Raw genomic sequence first — 19,183 nt, 5'->3', positions numbered from 1 at the left:
AAACATTTGTGCATTACTGTTCACATCTATTCTCATTACATTGGAACTAGCGCCTTCTCAAGCTTATAATCCTCCAACCTTATATCTGTTTCCTGCCCTAACATCAGTTTGGCCAACTGCGCTCCGATAAACGGTCCCATCGTCAATCCCGAAGCCCCTAATCCATTAGCTGCAAAAATCCCACTCCATCCGGGTATAGCCCCGATAACCGGAAGAAAGCCCGGAGTAAAAGGACGAAAGCCGACTCTCGCTTCCAGGAAACTGGCGTCTGCCAAACCCGGTGCAACGGCCAGTGCCTTGTAGGTCACTTCTTGCAGACCGCCTGCCGTCACACGGGCATCATATCCGGAAGGGTCGTTCTCGTGAGTTGCGCCGATCACGATGCGACGATCGTCAAACGCCAGGATGTACTGATCCCCCGGCGGCATGACGACAGGCCAGTGTTCTGTCGATACGCCCGGCAGCGCCAAATGAACAATCTGCGCTTTCTGGAAGGTCACCCTAAATTCCATTCCCAACGGGGCGAGCAACTGGCGGGCCCAGGCACCTGCGCAAAGGACAACGGCATCGGCGCTCACTTTTTCCCCACCAACGTTCACCCCGGTCACAGTCGAGTCGTCGTGCAGGAGCACAGCTTCGCCGCGCACCAAGGTCGCGCCGTGCCGGACCGCCGCCCTTAGGAGAGACTCGCGGAGCGCGCGCCCGTCAACGCGGGCGGCACCGCTCACATAGAGCGCATAGTACCCCTCATCAAGCGGAGGAAACCGTCGTTTAACTTCGTCCGGTTCGAGCAAAGCGAGTTCCCCCATTTCCGGAGCTTCTCGTTTTCGCTCAAGGGCTAGCTTCTCCAAAGCGACGAGCTTCTCGCGTTCCCGGTGAAGACGAATCGCTCCTACTCGGGCATAGCCGGTATCGCGCTCTCCTTCCCTTTCCAGTTCCTCGATCAACGGGCCGTAGTACCGTGCCCCGGCTATAGCCAGCCGATACCAGGCTTGGTTACGCCGTTGCGAGATCCACGGGCAGATGATTCCCGCCGCCGCATCGGTAGCTTGTCCCGGAACGCCGTGATCGACGACCGTCACGTTCGCCCCAAGCTTGGCTAAATGATAAGCCGTCGATGCGCCAAGAATTCCGGAGCCGATCACTATAAAATTTTGCAAATGAGACGCCCCCTTTTCAAACCAAATCGTTTAAGTTGAAACCCGCAAGGCAAACCTGCGTAACATCCAGTAACGCTTCAAAAAATGAGGAGGACTCTCGAATGATTATGACAACAACCACAACCATTGAAGGCTCACCGGTAAGACAATACATCGGCATCGTCACGGGCGAAGTCATCATGGGCGCCAACGTTGTGCGCGATTTTTTGGCATCGATTACCGATATCGTTGGCGGACGTTCGGGCGCTTATGAGAACAAGCTCCAAGAGGCCCGGGACACTGCGTTCGCAGAAATGCACGAGAAAGCTTCGCGTCTCGGGGCGAACGCCATCATCGGCGTCGACATCGATTATGAGGTGATTCGCGAAGGGATGCTGATGGTTTCGGTCAGCGGAACGGCCGTCATCGTTTAATCACTAGTTTCACCCTAAAGAAAAACCAAAAACCCGCGGATTCGCGGGTTTTTTTGGGCTCTTCGGGATGATTCATCCCCATTAGATCCTCTTGGTCATAAACACACTGTTGGGGTCCTCTACATAATCCGCAAAGGGCCCGCAATACGTAAACCCGAAGCCTTCATACAACCGACGAGCCGGGGCGAAAGCCTCCATAGAACCTGTCTCTAGGCTGACTTGCCGGTACCCTCGCCGTGCCGCCTCCTCGAGGAGATGCACCAGCACTTGCTTCGCGACGCCCTTTCCCCGATAAGGAATGGCGGTGCGCATCGATTTCACCTCGCCATGCTGGTCATCCAACTCCTTTAGGGCACCGCATCCTGCGAGCTCGTCGTCGATCCAGGCACTCCAGAACGTAACGTCCGGCCTTTTCAAACCGTCCAGATTCAGCGCATGAATACTCTCAGGCGGGGAGTTCTCGGCCATATTCGCCAAATGTTCACCAATTAAAGCTGCAATCTCAGGTCCGCTCAAATCATCCAATTTGATCGTTAACAACCGGCTCCCTCCCTATCCCTTCATAACCTCATTTACTTCGCTTGGATATATCCTTCCGCCTTCAGCAGTTCGGCAATGAGTACCGCTCCGCCTGCAGCTCCGCGCAATGTATTATGCGAAAGTCCAACGAATTTATAGTCGTACAGCGAATCCTCGCGCAACCGACCCACCGAAACCCCCATCCCATGTTCAATATCACGGTCAAGTTTCGTCTGTGGACGGTTTTCTTCCTGAAAATAAGTGATAAACTGCTTTGGTGCGCTTGGCAATCCCAACTCTTGCGGTCTGCCCTGGAACCCGCGCCAGCGCCCAATGATTTCATCCTTCGACGGTTTGTTCTTAAACGACACGAACACGGTTGCCAAGTGACCGTCCGTCACGGGAACGCGGATGCACTGCGTCGTAATTAAAGGGGAGCTTGCTTTGACGATCTGCCCGCCATCCACATGGCCCCATATCCGCAGCGGTTCCTGCTCACTCTTCTCTTCCTCGCCGCCGATATACGGGATCACGTTATCCAGCATATCCGGCCAATCGGTAAAGTTCTTCCCGGCACCGGAAATCGCCTGATACGTCGAAGCAACCACCGTATTAGGTTCAAAATCCAGCAGCGCATTTAATGCGGGTACGTAACTTTGAATCGAGCAGTTCGGCTTCACGGCAATGAACCCTGTGCTCGTTCCGAGGCGTTTGCGCTGTGCGGCAATCACTTCGATATGCTGCGGGTTGACTTCCGGGATCACCATCGGAACATCCGGCGTCCAGCGGTGAGCCGAGTTGTTGGAGATGACCGGGGTACCGGTTTTCGCGTACGCTTCCTCCAACGCTTGAATTTCAGCCTTTTTCATATCAACCGCACAGAATACGAAGTCCACATCTGCCGTCACTTCTTCAACCTTGGCCGCGTCCTGAACTACGATAGATTTAACGGCTTCCGGGATCGGCGTGGCCATTTTCCAACGTCCCTGCACGGACTCCTCATACGTTTTGCCTGCCGATTTCGCGCTGGCCGCTATGCCTGTGACCTCGAACCAAGGGTGCTGATCCAGCAGCTGTACGAAGCGCTGGCCCACCATTCCCGTCCCACCGACGATGCCTACTTTCAATCTCTCACCCATTTGTTTGATCCTGTCCTTTCCATATAAGTGTTCTAACCATCGCCAAAATAAAAAATCCCACCTCCAAGACGAGTCTTCCGTCTTGGGGGCGAGATTGGTATGCCCGCGGTACCACCCCAGATTCGTTAATATGTCGCCATATTAACCTCTTCAAGTACAGCCTGACCCAGCCAAGCGTATACCCTAGCTCTATAACAGGAGCTCCTGTCACACCATCCCGCCGACTTTGCGTTCCGATGCGCTGCTCAGAGGCTTTATTCGATAAAGAAACGCTTTGCTCCTTTGCAGCTTACCGGAGCTCTCTGGGAAAGGTTCCATTTACCTACTCATCTCGTCATCGCATTTCATGTTGCGATAATATTACCAGATTCGCGCCAGAACGTAAACCGGTTTGAAGAAATTTTCAGAGCCCAAATGTTCCCTTAGTCCATCCGGATGACGCGGTATCTTCTCCGGTAAGCCCCCGGTGTGAATGTGGTCTCCCGTTTGAACAACCGGGCGAAATAATTCGGATCCGGGAACCCGCATTGCTCCCCAATCTGTTTCAACGGCTCGTCGGTATGCGCGAGCAACCGCTTGGCCCTCTCGATTTGTTGATGATGGCGGTATTGCAGCGGGCTCATTCCCGTATGCTGCTTCAAGCACCGCGCCAAATAATCGAAATGATAATGCAAATCACGTTCCATTTGCCCCGCATCAAAAGCGGTGTCCAATCGATCTTCCAGATAAGAAGCAACTCGCTCGCTGAGCTCGTACGACCGCGACTGCGGACCTCCTTGTCTCATCCCGTGCTGCAGCTGCAAAAGCAACTGACTGAACCGAAGCTGCAGCTCGAAGGAACGATAGGGCGTAAGCGACCGATGCAGCGCGATCATCTCGTCCAGCAAAGGCCGTATCGTTCGGAGATCCACGTCGGCAAATTTCGGGACGTCAATCATCGCCGGTCGCGGCTCCGTGTCCTGATCGGTTCGTGCGAGCGGCTGCTGCTGCCACCCTTGCTTCTCCGCCAGCTTGAGCGGGGACGCGGCAGGGTGTCGTAAATGGATCCAGTACACCTCGGTTTCTTCCTCGGTCGGACGGTAACCGCGATGCCTTAATCCCGGTTCCAGCACCAGAAGCTTCCCGGGCCCTATCTCGTAAGCGGTCCCCTCCTCTTCCATATATAAAGACCCTTTCGCGCAAATAATCAGATCGTACGCCTCGAAGACCCGTTCGGCATGCGTCACTCCCGGTTTCCATAACGCGTAGCCTACCGTTGCCAGCAACGGCAAAGGCGGTGCCTCAAACTCCAGCATGAACATGTTATCGCCCCCCCATGTTATGTAGAAATTGTACTATATTTAGTCGCAATTAGCAGCTGTATCAAGCGATTAATCTCTTTAGAATGGTAGGTATCGTACGATGATAACAATCCATTACGGGAGGAATACCCATGAGATTCCGACAGGTTCATCTCGATTTCCATACTTCCGAAGCAATCGAAGGCATCGGCAGCCGATTCTCCAAGCAGCAATTCCAGGAGATGCTCCAACTGGGCCATGTCGATTCGATTACGGTGTTCTCCAAATGCCATCATGGCTGGGCTTACCATCCGACAACCGCCAACGAAATGCACCCGCATCTATCGTTCGACTTGCTCGGCGCACAAATCGAAGCGGCTCACGAAATCGGCGTCAAAACGCCGGTTTATCTCTCCGCTGGTCTGGATGAGAAGCTCGCTCGCCAACATCCGGAATGGCTGATCCGCGATCCGCACGAGAAGCTTAGCTGGTCGCCCGATTTTATGACGCCGGGATATCATCAGTTTTGCATGAACACCCCTTACCTGGACATCCTGGCTGCTCAAGTCCGTGAGGTCGTAACCCATTATGATGCGGACGGAATCTTCCTCGATATCGTTGGGGTCCGCGAATGTTATTGCCAATCTTGCGTTGCTGAAATCCGTAAACGCGGCTCGGATCCACGCAACCTGGAAGAGATGAGACGCTTTTGGGAAGAGACCTATCTCCGCTACGCCAAAGTGATGGATGATGCCGTGCATGCCGTGAAGCCTGGCCTGCCGATCTTCCACAATGGGGGACATGTTAAGCGCGGTCGGCGTGACCTCGCAAAGCTGAACACCCATCTGGAGCTGGAGTCCCTGCCGACGGGCGGTTGGGGGTATGACCACTTTCCGCTTTCCGCGCGGTACGCTCAAGGGCTGGGAATGAACTTCCTGGGGATGACGGGAAAATTTCACACCTCGTGGGGCGAATTTGGCGGTTACAAGCATCCAAACGCGCTGAAGTACGAGACGGTGCTTAGCTTGGCGAACGGGGCACGGATCTCAATCGGCGACCAACTGCATCCGACCGGATTGATGGACCCAGCAACTTATGCGCTAATCGGCGAAGCTTATAGGGAAGTTGAAGCGAAGGAGGAATGGTGCCGGGACGTAACCTCCGTCGCAGACGTAGCGCTGCTGTCTGCCGAGGCATCGGGGGTTCCGGGCGCTTCGGTGCAAGACGCCGATTCGGGGGCCGTACGGATCCTGCTGGAAGGGAATTACCTGTTTGATGTCGTGGACACGGAAACCGACCTAACTTCTTATCAAGTCGTCATTCTGCCGGACGTCATTACCCTCGACGAACCGCTCAAGACGAAGCTTGAAGCATTTGTCGCCAAAGGCGGCAAAATCCTGGCCACCGGACGCTCCGGCCTGTCGTCGGACAGTACGCGGTTCGAACTTGATTTCGGTGCGAAACCGCTTAAGGCCTCCGCGTTCAAGCCGTCTTATTTTCGGCCGGACTTTGAACTGCCTTCCTTAAGCAACGCTTCCTTCGTCATTTACGCCGTTGGTCAGGACATCGAGCTGGATACAAACGGTCACAAGCTGGGCAGCCGGGAAAATTCCTATTTCAACCGCGATCTGTTCACCTTTTGCTCGCATCAGCACACACCGTCCAATTTGCAGGACGCCGGCCCCGGCATGGTGGAGGGCCCTTCCGGTATCTACGCAGCCTGGAATCTGTTCGAGGACTACGCCTTGAAGGGCAGCTTGCCCGTCAAGGAAATCCTGCACTACGCCTTGGACCTCTTGTTGCAGCGCAAGACGGTGAGCACGAATCTGCCCGCTCAAGGGGTAACAACGCTTCAGGCACAACAAACCAGCAACCGCTGGATTCACCATCTGCTGTATGCCTCTCCGGTACGCCGGGGCCAAAACGTTGAGGTCATCGAAGACCTCCCGATCCTTAGCGGCATCGAATCCACGATCGCTGTACCGGCACCGGTTCGGGAAGTTTATCTGGCGCCTCAGCGGACAGCGATTCCATTCCGCCAAGAGAAAGGGAGCATCACGTACACTCTTCCCTCTTGGTCCTGCCATCAGATGGTTGTGCTGCAGTTTTAGTACACGATCAATCGGGTAGAAGCGGATACCCCGGATTACTCGGCCAAGCCGTTTCCTGTTCCATGGCCTGTCGGCAGGCGCTCACAACCCCCGCTCGGAATTTTCACCCTATCGATGTCCCCATGCTGGGCGCATACCCAAAGAGCCTTGAACCCAAAGGTCCAAGGCTCTTTCACATCAAAACGACCATTTACCGCAGCGCCGCCAAAACCTCTTCCGTCGATCGTATCTTGCCGATGCGCGGGAAGATGAATCGGCATACGTACTCGTGCTCCTCCGTCGTCGAAGCAGACATGGCATCCTCGACGAATATCTGTTGGTACCCATGCTGGAACGCTTCACGCGCAGTCATGTCAACCCCGATGGAGGTGGAGATGCCGCAGAGCACGATCGTATCGATGCCGCGCCGCCGCAGTTGCAGATCGAGGTCCGTGCCGAAGAAAGCTCCCCACTGGCGTTTCGTCACCATGTGTGCCCCTTTAACCTCCGCCAATTCAGGCACGATTTCATCCCAACCTGCAGGGTACGCCGTTGGGCTCGGATGCATATCCGTTTCTGGCTTCAACATGTCCTTTCCATCAAAGGAGGATACCCGGACAAGCACCACGAACCCGCCTTCTTCGGCAAATGCCTGTGCCAGCCGGCTTGCGTTTCCTACTACTACGGAGCTCTCGTGTGGAGCCCCTTTGCGGGAGGGATGCGCAATTCCTTGCTGCAAATCGATCACAACCAGCGCTGTCTTTTCCGCTATGATCCTCGTCTTCATGTCAGATGGATCCATTTCCATCATCATCTCTCCTTCACTCCATTCTGGTTATCTTTGGATAAGCGCCAATCGACCAGGTTCCTTCAACTTCTTATACACCTTCGTATAAACCCAGACCGCATTGATTAGCAGCAAAACGCCGGTCGTCAAGAATACGTATGGAACGCCGAGCCAAGCCGCGACTTGGCCGCCCAGCACGGAACCGGCAAATACCCCCAGATACCCGGCTGCCATGCTAAATCCATACACCCGCCCTGTCAGATGATCCGGAGTAATCTTCTTGATGAGTGTGTTGACCGAGGGACTGAGTCCGCCCGCTGCCAATCCCAGCAAAAAACGCAACCCCATCAGCTCCCAAGGATTCCGTGCGAGTGCCTGCGGGATAAGCAAGATCCCGGCCACCAGCAGCGCAGCCAGCATCACCTTATGAGCGCCAATCCGGTCGGACAACTTCCCGAGCCTTGGCGCGGCCAAAATATTAGCCAAACCCGATGCCGAGAAAATGACCCCGGCCAATAGCGCCACATGGCCGCTGTTCCGAGAAATATCATTTACATACACCGTTAGCACCGGTTCCACCGAATACATGGCGACACTCAGCATAAAAAAGGTGGCGAACAGCGTCAAGGTTAAGCTTTTTTCAGGAACTGCCGCCCATACCTCTTTCATTCCCGCCACTTTCTCATCCGTCCGCACGAACGTTTCCTTAACGAATAACCAGGTCGTTATGAAAGCGATCAGCATCAACACACCGGTCAGGAAAAAGGTGTTTGGAATCCCGGCGTTTTCGGCAATGAACCCGCCGATCGTTGGCCCTAACAGCGATCCCGCGATATTGGACGTGGATAACAGGCCTAACGCCCAACCCGCATGAGCCTTGTCCGTTTGCGTCGCGATCAGCGTTGTGCATGCTGTGCCGTAGCCGGTAATGATGCCTTGCAACAGACGAAGGACGATCAACACATACACATGGGTAGCGAACCCCATACATCCGATAATGATCGCCATTCCGAGGCTAGCCCGGAGGAGCATCGGTTTCCGCCCATATTTATCGGCCGCGAGCCCCCAAATCGGGGAGAAAATCGCCGAGACGATAAACGTAATGCCAAATGCGAGTCCGGAATAACGGGCTACCGCATCGGCCTGATCAACCCCCAGCTGCTTGATGTAGAGCGGCAAAATCGGAGCGATCTGGCTCATGCCTACCCCTGTCACGAACATGCCAAACCAGCAGACGATCAAATTTCTTTTCCAAATCGGCATAACCCAAAGCCTTCTTCCTTCTGTAAGAGCTCGCTGTCCATTGCGTGACAATTGAACATTCTTGCAGAATGATCTTAACGCGAAAAACAGCTATGTACCATGCATTATCCTAAACTCCATGGACGATATTGCTGTAAAATTCAGATGGACTGATCCCTTCCGTACGCTTGAAAATTCGGCTGAAGTAAAATTCGTCGGCGAAACCGAGCTCTAATGCAACGTCCTTGATTTTTTTGTCACCGTCCAAGATGAGTTCTTTGGCTTTATCCATTTTAAGTTTGTTGAAGTACTCGATGACCGTATAGCCGGTAGCCTGCTTGAACACTCGCGTCAGATAATACGTTGACAGTTGCACCAAATCAGACAACTCCGCCAAAGTGAGCCGCTCAGTAAGATGCTCACGCATATGCTGGATCACCTTTTCGACTTTAAGCGCAACCGCGTGATTCTGATTTTGTCTCTTTACCTGTAAGAAGATTTCATATAGCAGCTGCTGCAATCTGGCTCTTGCCAACAGCTCATAACCCGGCAGTTTGGCGGACCAGGCGGCCGTCAGCCTTTGAAAGGCGTCCACGACCAAGTATCCATTTTGCAGTATGCGCATCGGCGGCAACGGCAGCCGTTCATGTACCTTTCCGATAGACCAAGCGCCTTCGTCATATCCGATGCTCGTATAGCTGAAGTGGACCGAATAGAAGCAAATCGGCTCCTCTTCATCCATTTCAATCGTATGCGGTAACCCCGCTCGCAGGTAAAAGATCAACCCCTCCTGAAGGAGATGCTTCTTGCCGCCCAGCGTTAAGCTGCCCTTACCTCCGGTTACAAGCAGCAGTTCATGATGCTGAAGCGTTCTGCTAATTTGGGTCCTGATCTTCTTGCCATCGTTTGGTTGCTTACTATTGCAGTAATGGATATGAAAATAGAGATTATTCAAGTTCATAACCGATCGCCTCCACCGGGTCTTCCGCTGCGGAACGCAGCTACTGCGATTAGAACATACGGCCGGGCAAACCGCAACCTCCCGCCCTCTGAAGACGTAGAACTATGATCTGAATGTGGGAGGATAAACGGATCTATGTATTCGTAAAATCATTTTTGGTATAAAAACAAGGCCAACCTGATTGGTTGGCCTTCGTTATGATTAGGACTAAACTTACTTCACTTCTGTTGCGCCCGTTACTTTACCGTCGATTTTCGCGCTAGCTTGCACGTCCGCGTTAGCGAAGTACAGGTTGCCGTCGATCGTAGCGGTTTTATCCAAGTTGAACCCGTTTGCTTCTACATAGACGTCACCTTTCACGGTACCGCCTTGAATTCTCAGGTTTTCACTTTGTACCGTCAGTTTAGGAACCGTCAATGTAAACGAAGCGGTGATGTTGTGATCTTCGTCTTGGGTGTACAGCGCGATTTTACGATAGATGTCTTTTGCAGCATCGTTTTTGTCATGGAATTCACCAGCAACTACAACATCCTTATCGACTGTCAAGTCGTCCAGAATCGCGACGATCCAAGTCCCTTTTTCGCTGACTGCATTCGTGAACGCATCCGCTTGGTTTACGATCGATGCCGTCGTCGTTACGTCGGTTTGTTCAGCGGGTTTATTTGTGTTTTCCGCCGTATTCCCGTTATTCGAACCGCAACCTGCCAGCAACGCCGCTGCAATACCTGCTACTACCAAACCTTTGACCATTTTCATTTGATTTCCCTCCTGTTTTTATCTTCAGTTTGAATTATAAAAAAAAGTGGAATCATATAATGTGATTTATTTCACTTTTAATGTGCTTTTTTTCACATAACAAGTCACAGCTTGTTCATCATTTTTCCACCTTCCTCCTGTTCGAGTAAACAAGCCGATCGGAAACCGACCGGCTCTGATGTATATGAACCCCCTGACGGGAGGAGTTGTTAACGTTGGGTATGGAGCGGTGTTCCCATCGGTGAAGAGCCTGAGCCCCCATCTACGCTGATTTCCGCCCCGTTGACGAAGGATGCATCGTCTGAAGCCAGAAATAACATGGTATTTGCCAGTTCTATAGGTTCGCCCATTCGGTTCAGCGGGATGCTGCGTTTCAAATAATCTTCCAGCTGATTAAAAGTCGACGCAGCAGTATCTCCCCAAATCGGCGTTTTCGTGGCGCCCGGCACGACGGTATTGACGCGGATCCCGCGCGGTGCCAGTTCCGAAACCAGAACCCGCGCCATGCTTGTAACCGCCCCTTTGCTTGCAGCATAAGCGGCATACCCCGGACTGCCGGCTTTGGCCAGAACGGAACCGTTCAGGATCACCGAGCCCCCCTCTCTCAAATGGGGCGAAGCCGCTTGAACCGTGAAGAATACACCGGCGACGTTGATATCGAGAATGCGCTTAAACAGGGACGGGTCCGTACTGCCGAGTGGCGTACTTCCGCTGATCCCGGCATTGGCAAACACGATGTCTAATCCGCCAAAAGCTTCCACTGCTGCCGCGACGGCCTTCTCGGCGCTCTCCGGATCAGCCGCGTCCGATACCACGCCAATGCTATTGGATGTGCCCAGCGTATCCACCGCTTTCTTCAAATTGTCCGGGTTCCTTCCCGTTATGACAACTTTCGCCCCTTCGGCTACAAACAATTGGGCCGTGGAGAATCCAATCCCGCTGCTCCCTCCAGTAATCAACGCTACTTTACCTGCTAGTTTTCCCATCGTACTCGCTCCTTTAGATAGATGTTTATTGAGAATGATCATTCTCTTTTGTGCAAAAAAAAGACTACTTCAACAAAGACAACGTCGTATCGACGATCCGGACGAGCTTCTCTTTATCTTCAACTGTCTTCACCATTACCCTAAGGCCAGCCAAGGCATTATTGAAATAGGACGCGAGCTCCTCCGCGTTCAACGACGGATCTAACTCATCTGATCGTTGTCCGGCTTCGATCAGCCCACGGATCACGATCTCGGAATGCGCCCAACCCTCGGTCACGAAAGCCCTGGCATCCGCGTCGATCGTTGCGAGCTCAACCGCCGTGTTCACCATCAGGCAGCCCGCCGGGAATCCCTTTTCCGGATAGATCACCATTTCGAATAAGGCGCGGATCGCTTCCTTTGTGGAACGGGCTCCGTTCATCGCCTCCACCATCCGTTTCGCAATCACTTCCTGATACCGGTTCAGCGCTCGGACATACAGAGAATGCTTATCGCCGAATGTGTCATACATGCTACGCTTATGAACGCCCATTTGCTCGACCAAATCCTGCATCGACGTTCTCTCATAGCCTTGTTCCCAAAATAGCTTCATCGCTTTCAGCAACACCGTATCCTCGTCAAATTGTTTGGCTCTGGCCAATGGGCGGTCCCTCCTTTCATCTTGAGTTTATCATATTGAGAACGTTCGGTAAAGAATTATTTTAGAATTTCCGTTCTCCAATTATTTAATAAAAAAGCAGCTCCCTGCAACGGAAAATTCCGTCCGGGAGCTGAATTCAACTATCTGATCTTGCCGCTTCTTAACGATATAGATTTATTTCGGCAATCGACCACCACCACTCCGGTGTCGTGGAAGTTTGCAGGATCTTTACGTACCGGGCGGATTGCTGTGGGAATGTCGTCACGATTTGCTTGCTAGTTCCGACGTCCTCCGAGACCGTTGTCCAGCTCTCGCCGTCCTCTGAGAGGAGTACCTGGAAGCTGCGGGCATAATCGTTATCGCTGCCTCCCGAATCCATGCTTAATCGGCTGAAATGCCGCTCGCCGCCTAGATCGATCTGTATCCATTGGTCCGGGGATTGCCCCGCGCCGGAGGTCCAGCGGCTGCCTAAGTTATCATCGAACAGCGCCGAGAGATCGGCGTAGGTCGATGCCGTAACCGTCCAGCCCGAGCGGTCCAACGTATTCAAGAGTACTTCCTCCCCATCCTGCGGTTCCGTAATCCATGGGGTCGAATCTGCTGTGTATACCTTCACTTCATGAATCGACCACCAGTGGGGATCGGTTCCCGTCTGTACGACTTTGAGGAACCGAGCCGTCTGCAACGGGAAGGCAGCAGTCACAATCGGACCTTTGCCCGTCCCCGATGCGACGGGACTTCCCCAAGATTCACCGTCCAGCGATACGTACACTTCATAGCCATGTGCGTAATCCTCATGGCTGTGTGCGCTGTCCATCACCATTTGGTCTACCGGCTGCGCCATACCCAAATCAAGTTGGAACCATTCACCGCCGGTTTGTTCACGGCCGCTCGTCCAACGGGAACTTTCGACGCCGTCAACGATCGCCCCCGCACTATTTCCGGAGGAGGAGGTAACGATCCAGTTGTCGGGCGTCACTTCTTTCTGCTTGCCGATGCCGTAATCATTGACATAGAGCTCGGCGATCGACCACCACCGGTTCGCCTCGCCGGTTTGCACCAGCTTCAGGTAACGGGCGGTTTGCGTCGGGAAAGTGACCGACAAGCGGCCCGCCTGTCCTGGGCCTCCGATGACCGGATCCCCCCAGTTCTCGCCATCGTTTGAAACATATAGTCGATACGAGCGCGGGTAATCTTCCCCCGCATTGCCCGGATCAAGCAAGATGGAATCGAAGCGATGTACCGCGCCTAAATCCACCTTCACCCATTGGCCGCTTGCTTGTTCTCTTCCGTTCGTCCAGAGCGTGTCGCGGTTACCGTCCAGCATGTTTACCGTTACATCCTTCCCCTGGGTGGAGGATGCGGTTACGACCCAGCCGGAGCGATCATCCAACGAGCCATCTGCCGGTTGCGGTGTTACAGGCGGCGCAGCAGCGCCGAACTCGGCCAGCTTCAGCTCGGAAATCGACCACCAGCTGTCCGCAGGCGCTGTCAGCACCATTTTCACATAACGGGCCTGCTGCTTATTTAAGGATACGGCTAGGCTTGGCGATGTACCCGTGTCTGTTGCCACCGGATCGTTCCAGCTTTCACCGTCAGCCGAGACGTAAACCTCATAACCATGCGCGTAATCTCCCCAGTTCGTGCCGGAGTTCATAAATAAGGTGTCAAACGTTTGCTCCGATCCCAAATCGATTTGCAGCCAGTCGCCGGGAGCTTGCAACCGTCCCGAAGACCAGCGGGTCGATAAGTCGCCGTCCACCAAGCGCTCGACGCCTTCCGAGCTGGACGAAGCCGTGATCGTCCATCCGCTGCGATCCAGATATTTCACGCCTTGCGAAGGATCTGGTCCTTCCAACACGGACTCTTCTAGCGGGTTTACTTTCACTTGGGCTTTAGCATATACCGTTGCCGATCCCAATGGCCCATTCGCGCCGAAGAAATGCACGGTCTTGGCGTTATCCGACGGATTCCAGATTTGCGCCGTGTAGACGCCGTCTTTTTCATATACGGTAACGGCCGGATCGTCCGCCCAAATATCCATGGAACGGGTTCCCGTCGACACCATGCTGTGAAGGAACCAATATGCGTTGAATACTTCGTTCTGTTGCATTTGTCGGGTATCCCACTTCGCCAGCGCGCCTTCCGGATCGCCAATCGATTGGAACGGCCAGATGATATGCTGCCACGAACGTTCCGGCTGGCCGCCAAGGTCCTTGATCAATCCGGCATACAGCTCGTTTGTTTTTTGCGGATCCCGTCCATAATACGTCATCCATTCCGCAGGCGGGAGCCAGTGAATGCCGTATATCTGCTCCGGATCGCCGGAGAAATACGTGCCGTACAAATAGGCACTTCCGTAGACATGACCTACGGTAGCGTGCTTGTAGCCTTCTACCCAATTGTCGTGATCATAGTTGAACCAATACTGCTCTGCTGCTTTTTCCTCGGTCGTAAAGCCCCAAATGCCGGTATCGCGATATGCGTCATTGCCCGTTACCAGGCCCCACATATATTCGCCAACCCAGCTGAACAGAGCCTCCCCGGCCGCTTCCTGGTTGTTCCCGCTGCGATTGTCCGCATAGCCGCCCGCCCAGGAATGACCTTCGTAAGGGTCAAAGTTGCGGAGCCAAGGGAACTGGCTGTCCGTCTTCGACGGATTCGCATAATCTCGAATCAGCACTTCCACCATCTCGCGATAATCCTGGAGGAACTGCTTATCGTACGTCGCCAGCACGGCGGAAGCAAAGATGTAATAGCCATAGGTGAAATGGTGGTCCGTCAAGCCGGTATTCACGCCGAAGCCGCTGCCGTACGGGAAGATGGACCCCCACTCGTCCGAGTAATGGAAATAATACGAGTGCAGCCGTTCTTCCGGCGAATAGGTGTACCAGTCCGTCAAAATGTCTTTCAGCTTGGACAGATAATGATCTCTCCGTTCTGTATCGCCAAGCTGATCGCTGATCAAGACACCTAATGACAATGGATGAAGCTTTTTGCCTTGCCAATAAGGGTCTTCGCTCATGATGTTGCCCGCTACGTCCGCATCCAGTTGATCCAGATACGCCATCATCTGTGCCCGGGAATAGGTTGGATCATCGGGTTCAACAAACTGCGGAATGATTCCATAGAAACGATCTTGGGTCGTAAAAGAATTCCCTTCGCTCACCTTCAACAGCCCGCGAATCGAAGGGTAGCTCAGATCGGTTAAAGGCGTGGTGGCGATCTTCCATTGATGCGGTAGCAGCGCCATGAACGTCTCTGAAGAGAAACCCGGGCGTTTCAGCTCCGTGATCGAGTGGAAGTCCGTCGTTACGAGCGAAGCCGCTTCATCGTAACGATAGTCGACTTGCGAATCCGTGACGAACGCATAGGCATGCTGATAGTAGCCGCTCAGCTCGTCCGCAGACGGCAGCGCCGCCAGGGAGAGGTAGTTTCCTCCTGGGCCAAACTTGATCTTGATCGTGTTGCCCAGCTTCATAAATACCGTGCCTTCTGGTGCGAACACCCCGTACTGGCGCACGAAGGTTTGCGGCTGCGGTGCCTTGTCCTGGTTGGTTACCTCGATCCCGATATGATCGGCCGTCAGGACATCGCCGTCATTGAGCAGGATCGGTTGGTTGTGATCATCATACAGCCGGGTGATGTACTGCGATTGCAAAATCGCCGCATCTGGATTCTCGAACGTGTTGTAGAGGAACGGCGAGCCTTTGACGAATGTTGTGCTCATTTTCGCCGTATCGTCGTCGCTCATCATGACCGTGGCGGAGTAATCGCCATATCCGGAGATCTTTGTGACAACCTCGGCAGGGTTGATGTTATTCGTCGACAAGATCAAATCCGGTTCGCCGTCAGCGTCCATCGAACCTCCGTCAGCGGAAGCATACCCGGCTCCTGGGTTCAAAATGTTCAGCCCCTGCTTGGTGTACCGATTCTTCAGCGGAAGTGTCACCAGGCTGTTACCGTCGCCTAAATTGGTGATCAGAATCGACTGCCACCAGTCATTCGAAGGAATCGGCGCTTCGACGTTAGAGGTGCGATACTTCGGATTTTTGGGTTCCAGCATCGTCACATCGTTGATTTCATAACTGCCCGCGCCAAGCTGAACGGCGGAAGCGGCCGGAATTTCCGGGATGTCATAGGTTGATTTCGGGTCGCCTTCCCGGTAAGCGTAGACGCCGAATTCAAACAGCGAATAGCCGTTTGTGGAGCCGCGGCCGAGACCGGCCATCTTCACGTAACGGGCATTCGCGTAGACCGGGATGGTTTCCCGTCCGCCCGATCCGTTTAACTCGCGGTATACGGTCGTCCAGTGGCTGGCATCCTCGGATACCTGAATATCGTAAGCGCGCCCGTAAGCCGTCTCCCAGTTAAAGGATACGCTGCCGATTTCCCGGGTTTCACCCAAGTCGACGTAAATCCATTCGTTGTCCTTGTAAACTGAAGACCAGCGTGTATCGTTGCTGCCGTCGGTCGCATGGATCGCTAAATAGTTTTTCTCTTCCATTTTGGCTTTATCTTCCGCCGATTTGCTAGGCTCATCGATTTCCAGCGAAGAGGCCGTTACCGGCTTGCCAAGCGCCAGATTTGCTGCAGCTGGCTTTGGAGGCAAGCTGACACCGCCGGTGCCATAAACGTTAAATTCGTAAATCGATACGCCGTAGGCTTCCTGTGCCCGTTTCGTGCTTAACACACGGACATAACGGGTTTTGGCGTCCACGTCGACCTCCGTCCATCCACCTTTACCTTCCGTCGTGGAATAGACGGGCTCCCAATGAACTTCATCGTCGGACACCTCAAACGCAAAAGCGCTGGCATAGGCGTTCTCCCAATGGACGGATATCTTCGAGATCGTAGCACTGGCGCCTAAGTCGACGTACATCCATTGCGGATCTTTTTTCCATACGCTTTCCCATCGGGTATTCTCGTTGCCATCCACCGCCATATCCGGCGTATTCCCGCCTAGCGACGAGGAACTGTAGACCGGTCTATATAGTGAAAGTAAATAATCTCCCTCAGCTGCACGCGCCTCCGGTGCCGGTATCACTTGCACGCTGCTGATCCATAAAATGATAGCGGTCAATAAATGCGCCCAGATCCGGGCTTTGCGTTTGCTCACGAACGCTCTCTCCATGATTTCTCTCCTTCATTGTCGTTTAACTATGTAGCGCTCCACAACAGTCTCCTATCGCCATTTCTCTAGTTCAATCTCTCTACATCGCATGTCTCCTCACTTTGATAAGATGTCCTTCAAAGCGGTCCCTTTGTGGAAAAAAGTACCACTCCACCATGGATTATCGTCCGATCAACCTTATTAGTGTAGAGTGCATTCCCTTCGTTTCAAAAAACAGGAAAATAGCACTACGTATGATTTAGGAAGTATTTCTCTAGTCGCACAACGAAAAAATTAGCCAATGCCATGAATGTTTCGTATTGACTTCACATATGCTTATACCATATACTGTTTACATTATATACAGTTAATTGAGAGAGGAGTCCTTGGAATGAATCATGCGATCGAAATTAGCGGGTTGTACAAAAGCTTCGGCAGCCAAACTGTGCTGAACGGGGTTGATCTTGTTGTGCCTAAAGGCACGGTCTATGCCTTACTGGGACCCAATGGCGCCGGTAAAACAACCCTAATCCGCATCCTCTCGACCCTTACCACGCCCGATGCGGGAACGGTTCGGGTTGCTGAATACGAGGTGACCGCGCAAACAAACGAAGTCAAACGTTCAATTAGCCTTACCGGACAATTTACCGCGGTCGATGAAGTGCTGAGCGGGGAGGAAAATTTAGTGATGATGGGCCGTCTTTCAGGCCTAACCTCCAAAATGGCACGTTTGCGCGCTGCAGAGCTATTAGAACAATTCGACTTGACCGATGCGGCCCGAAAACGGGTCAAGACCTATTCCGGCGGCATGCGTCGCCGTCTTGATCTTGCGATCAGCCTGATCGTCAACCGCCCGGTACTGTTCCTGGACGAACCGACAACCGGTCTTGACACGCTGAGCCGCCGCGTACTCTGGGGTAGCATCACGGAATTAGCGCGGCAGGGTCATACGATTTTTCTAACAACGCAATATTTGGAGGAAGCGGATCAATTGGCCGATACGATCGCCGTTCTCAAGGACGGACGAATCGTTGCGACCGGTACGGCGGAGCAATTGAAAGCTCAAGTCCGCAGCGATCGGGTCGAACTCCGGGACTCCGATGATCAGTTGCTATCCCGGGTGCCGACGGACGGCACCATCCGTGATTTGTTGGGGATCTTAAATGATCTTCAAACCCAGGTGCCCTCGGATGTACGTGTCAGCATTCAGCGTCCGACGATGGATGAGGTGTTCATTTCTCTGACTTCCGGCGATAAGGAGGAAGCCGTTTAATGGAAGCCCCATTTTCAGCCAAAGTGCCTTCGTCCTGGATGACCAATTGGGTATTCATCGGCCGCGGCATCCGCCATAGTCTGAGAGATGTGGATGCCATGGTCATGGCGATCGTGCTCCCGGTGATGCTGATGCTGCTGTTCACCTATGTTTTCGGCGGTGCCCTTGACCCCTCCGGCAATTACGTTGAGTATGTGGTTCCCGGGATCATCCTGCTGTGTGCCGGATTTGGTGCTTCAGGGACTGCGGTGAAAGTCGCCGAGGACCTTTCCAACGGTGTGATCGAGCGATTTCGCACCATGCCGATTCAAAGCCTGGGCGTAATAACCGGCCATGTCGTAGCCAGCTTGTTCCGCAATCTTATCGCAACAGTGATCGTGATTGGCGTTGCTTTGCTAGTCGGTTTCAGCCCTGCCGCCGGTTTCTGGGAATGGCTAGGGTCTATGGGCATGATCATCTTGTTTATCCTGGCCATCACCTGGTTATTCGCAGCCATCGGCCTCATCGCCGGGAGCGCCTCGGCCGCAAGCGGTTACGGGTTCATCCTGCTGTTCCTCCCCTATCTATCCAGCGCCTTCGTGCCCACGCAATCGATGCCGCGATGGCTGCAGGGCTTCGCGGCCCACCAGCCGATCACCCCGGCGATCGAAACGATCCGCGGGTTGCTCACCAATGTTCCGCTCGGTGACAATGCTTGGTGGGCAGTCGGGTGGTGCCTGTTCCTCATCGCCGGTGCTTTCGTCTGGTGTCGCGTCGTGTTTCAAAGGCGGTCAGGACAACGATAAACGCAACCATCATCCGGCAAAAAGCGCAATAAAAAAAGC

The 19,183-nt window shown here is 53.5% G+C and carries 15 protein-coding genes and 1 other annotated feature; of the genes, 4 read left to right on the top strand and 11 right to left on the bottom strand.

Going from position 1 to position 19,183, the window contains the following annotated elements; translation table 11 throughout:
• Nucleotides 1-35: 35 nt before the first annotated feature.
• A complete protein-coding gene (locus IM700_RS13615; protein WP_193416112.1) occupies nt 36-1,160 on the bottom strand; it encodes an NAD(P)/FAD-dependent oxidoreductase in 1,125 nt (374 codons plus the stop codon).
• Nucleotides 1,161-1,261: 101 nt separating this feature from the next.
• Between IM700_RS13615 and IM700_RS13610 the strand changes: the two genes are divergently transcribed.
• Complete coding sequence (locus tag IM700_RS13610; protein WP_155607902.1) at nt 1,262-1,573, top strand: YbjQ family protein; 312 nt, start codon at nt 1,262-1,264, stop codon at nt 1,571-1,573.
• A gap of 81 nt (nt 1,574-1,654) precedes the next feature.
• Here the strand turns inward: IM700_RS13610 and IM700_RS13605 are convergent, their stop codons facing one another.
• From IM700_RS13605 to IM700_RS13595, 3 genes are all read right to left on the bottom strand, one after another.
• Complete coding sequence (locus IM700_RS13605; protein ID WP_193416111.1) at nt 1,655-2,113, bottom strand: GNAT family N-acetyltransferase; 459 nt, start codon at nt 2,111-2,113, stop codon at nt 1,655-1,657.
• 32 nt (nt 2,114-2,145) lie between these two features.
• On the bottom strand, nt 2,146-3,231 hold the full coding sequence (gene asd, locus IM700_RS13600) for an aspartate-semialdehyde dehydrogenase (protein WP_193416110.1): 1,086 nt from the start codon (nt 3,229-3,231) through the stop codon (nt 2,146-2,148).
• 81 nt (nt 3,232-3,312) lie between these two features.
• Nucleotides 3,313-3,578 (bottom strand) — a binding site (T-box leader).
• A gap of 75 nt (nt 3,579-3,653) precedes the next feature.
• Nucleotides 3,654-4,532 carry an AraC family transcriptional regulator gene (locus tag IM700_RS13595; RefSeq protein WP_193416109.1) on the bottom strand — a complete coding sequence of 293 codons (879 nt, stop codon included), beginning with the start codon at nt 4,530-4,532 and terminating at the stop codon, nt 3,654-3,656.
• Between the two features lie 131 nt (nt 4,533-4,663).
• Between IM700_RS13595 and IM700_RS13590 the strand changes: the two genes are divergently transcribed.
• The gene (locus IM700_RS13590; protein WP_193416108.1) at nt 4,664-6,622 is read left to right on the top strand and encodes an alpha-amylase family protein; all 1,959 of its coding nucleotides are present in this window, start codon (nt 4,664-4,666) and stop codon (nt 6,620-6,622) included.
• 190 nt (nt 6,623-6,812) lie between these two features.
• Here IM700_RS13590 and IM700_RS13585 read toward each other — a convergent pair whose 3' ends face one another.
• The 7 genes from IM700_RS13585 to IM700_RS13555 all read right to left on the bottom strand — a co-directional run bounded on the left by IM700_RS13585 (nt 6,813) and on the right by IM700_RS13555 (nt 17,107).
• Nucleotides 6,813-7,409 carry a hydrolase gene (locus IM700_RS13585; RefSeq protein ID WP_418888783.1) on the bottom strand — a complete coding sequence of 199 codons (597 nt, stop codon included), beginning with the start codon at nt 7,407-7,409 and terminating at the stop codon, nt 6,813-6,815.
• 27 nt (nt 7,410-7,436) lie between these two features.
• A complete protein-coding gene (locus IM700_RS13580; protein WP_193416107.1) occupies nt 7,437-8,651 on the bottom strand; it encodes a multidrug efflux MFS transporter in 1,215 nt (404 codons plus the stop codon).
• A gap of 109 nt (nt 8,652-8,760) precedes the next feature.
• Complete coding sequence (locus tag IM700_RS13575; RefSeq protein ID WP_193416106.1) at nt 8,761-9,591, bottom strand: helix-turn-helix transcriptional regulator; 831 nt, start codon at nt 9,589-9,591, stop codon at nt 8,761-8,763.
• A 213-nt stretch (nt 9,592-9,804) separates the two neighbouring features.
• Nucleotides 9,805-10,347, bottom strand: coding sequence for a polymer-forming cytoskeletal protein (locus tag IM700_RS13570; protein WP_155607895.1), 543 nt, complete (start codon nt 10,345-10,347; stop codon nt 9,805-9,807).
• 209 nt (nt 10,348-10,556) lie between these two features.
• Nucleotides 10,557-11,333 carry an SDR family NAD(P)-dependent oxidoreductase gene (locus tag IM700_RS13565; protein ID WP_193416105.1) on the bottom strand — a complete coding sequence of 259 codons (777 nt, stop codon included), beginning with the start codon at nt 11,331-11,333 and terminating at the stop codon, nt 10,557-10,559.
• A 64-nt stretch (nt 11,334-11,397) separates the two neighbouring features.
• The gene (locus IM700_RS13560) at nt 11,398-11,973 is read right to left on the bottom strand and encodes a TetR/AcrR family transcriptional regulator (protein WP_193416104.1); all 576 of its coding nucleotides are present in this window, start codon (nt 11,971-11,973) and stop codon (nt 11,398-11,400) included.
• Between the two features lie 160 nt (nt 11,974-12,133).
• Nucleotides 12,134-17,107 (bottom strand): discoidin domain-containing protein, encoded by a 4,974-nt coding sequence (locus IM700_RS13555; protein ID WP_193416103.1) that lies wholly within the window; start codon nt 17,105-17,107, stop codon nt 12,134-12,136.
• A gap of 370 nt (nt 17,108-17,477) precedes the next feature.
• Here IM700_RS13555 and IM700_RS13550 point away from each other — a divergent pair, with 370 nt between their 5' ends.
• Both IM700_RS13550 and IM700_RS13545 read left to right on the top strand, forming a co-directional pair.
• Complete coding sequence (locus tag IM700_RS13550; RefSeq protein ID WP_193416102.1) at nt 17,478-18,359, top strand: ATP-binding cassette domain-containing protein; 882 nt, start codon at nt 17,478-17,480, stop codon at nt 18,357-18,359.
• Nucleotides 18,359-19,144, top strand: coding sequence for an ABC transporter permease (locus IM700_RS13545; RefSeq protein WP_193416101.1), 786 nt, complete (start codon nt 18,359-18,361; stop codon nt 19,142-19,144). Before IM700_RS13550 ends, IM700_RS13545 begins: the two co-directional genes overlap by 1 nt.
• The last annotated feature ends 39 nt before the right edge of the window (nt 19,145-19,183 follow it).

It is taken from the genome of Paenibacillus rhizolycopersici, assembly GCF_014947195.2.
Lineage (GTDB): Bacteria > Bacillota > Bacilli > Paenibacillales > Paenibacillaceae > Fontibacillus > Fontibacillus rhizolycopersici.
Note: the sequence above shows the minus strand (reverse complement) of the source record. Positions and strands in the feature narration are given on the sequence as shown.

Coding starts and splice junctions, on each gene's coding strand:
- IM700_RS13610 (WP_155607902.1), top strand. CDS start 1,262: ATGATTATGACAACAACCACAACCATTGAAGGCTCACCGGTAAGACAA.
- asd (WP_193416110.1), bottom strand. CDS start 3,231: ATGGGTGAGAGATTGAAAGTAGGCATCGTCGGTGGGACGGGAATGGTG.
- IM700_RS13595 (WP_193416109.1), bottom strand. CDS start 4,532: ATGTTCATGCTGGAGTTTGAGGCACCGCCTTTGCCGTTGCTGGCAACG.
- IM700_RS13590 (WP_193416108.1), top strand. CDS start 4,664: ATGAGATTCCGACAGGTTCATCTCGATTTCCATACTTCCGAAGCAATC.
- IM700_RS13585 (WP_418888783.1), bottom strand. CDS start 7,409: ATGGAAATGGATCCATCTGACATGAAGACGAGGATCATAGCGGAAAAG.
- IM700_RS13580 (WP_193416107.1), bottom strand. CDS start 8,651: ATGCCGATTTGGAAAAGAAATTTGATCGTCTGCTGGTTTGGCATGTTC.
- IM700_RS13575 (WP_193416106.1), bottom strand. CDS start 9,591: ATGAACTTGAATAATCTCTATTTTCATATCCATTACTGCAATAGTAAG.
- IM700_RS13570 (WP_155607895.1), bottom strand. CDS start 10,347: ATGAAAATGGTCAAAGGTTTGGTAGTAGCAGGTATTGCAGCGGCGTTG.
- IM700_RS13565 (WP_193416105.1), bottom strand. CDS start 11,333: ATGGGAAAACTAGCAGGTAAAGTAGCGTTGATTACTGGAGGGAGCAGC.
- IM700_RS13555 (WP_193416103.1), bottom strand. CDS start 17,107: ATGGAGAGAGCGTTCGTGAGCAAACGCAAAGCCCGGATCTGGGCGCAT.
- IM700_RS13550 (WP_193416102.1), top strand. CDS start 17,478: ATGAATCATGCGATCGAAATTAGCGGGTTGTACAAAAGCTTCGGCAGC.
- IM700_RS13545 (WP_193416101.1), top strand. CDS start 18,359: ATGGAAGCCCCATTTTCAGCCAAAGTGCCTTCGTCCTGGATGACCAAT.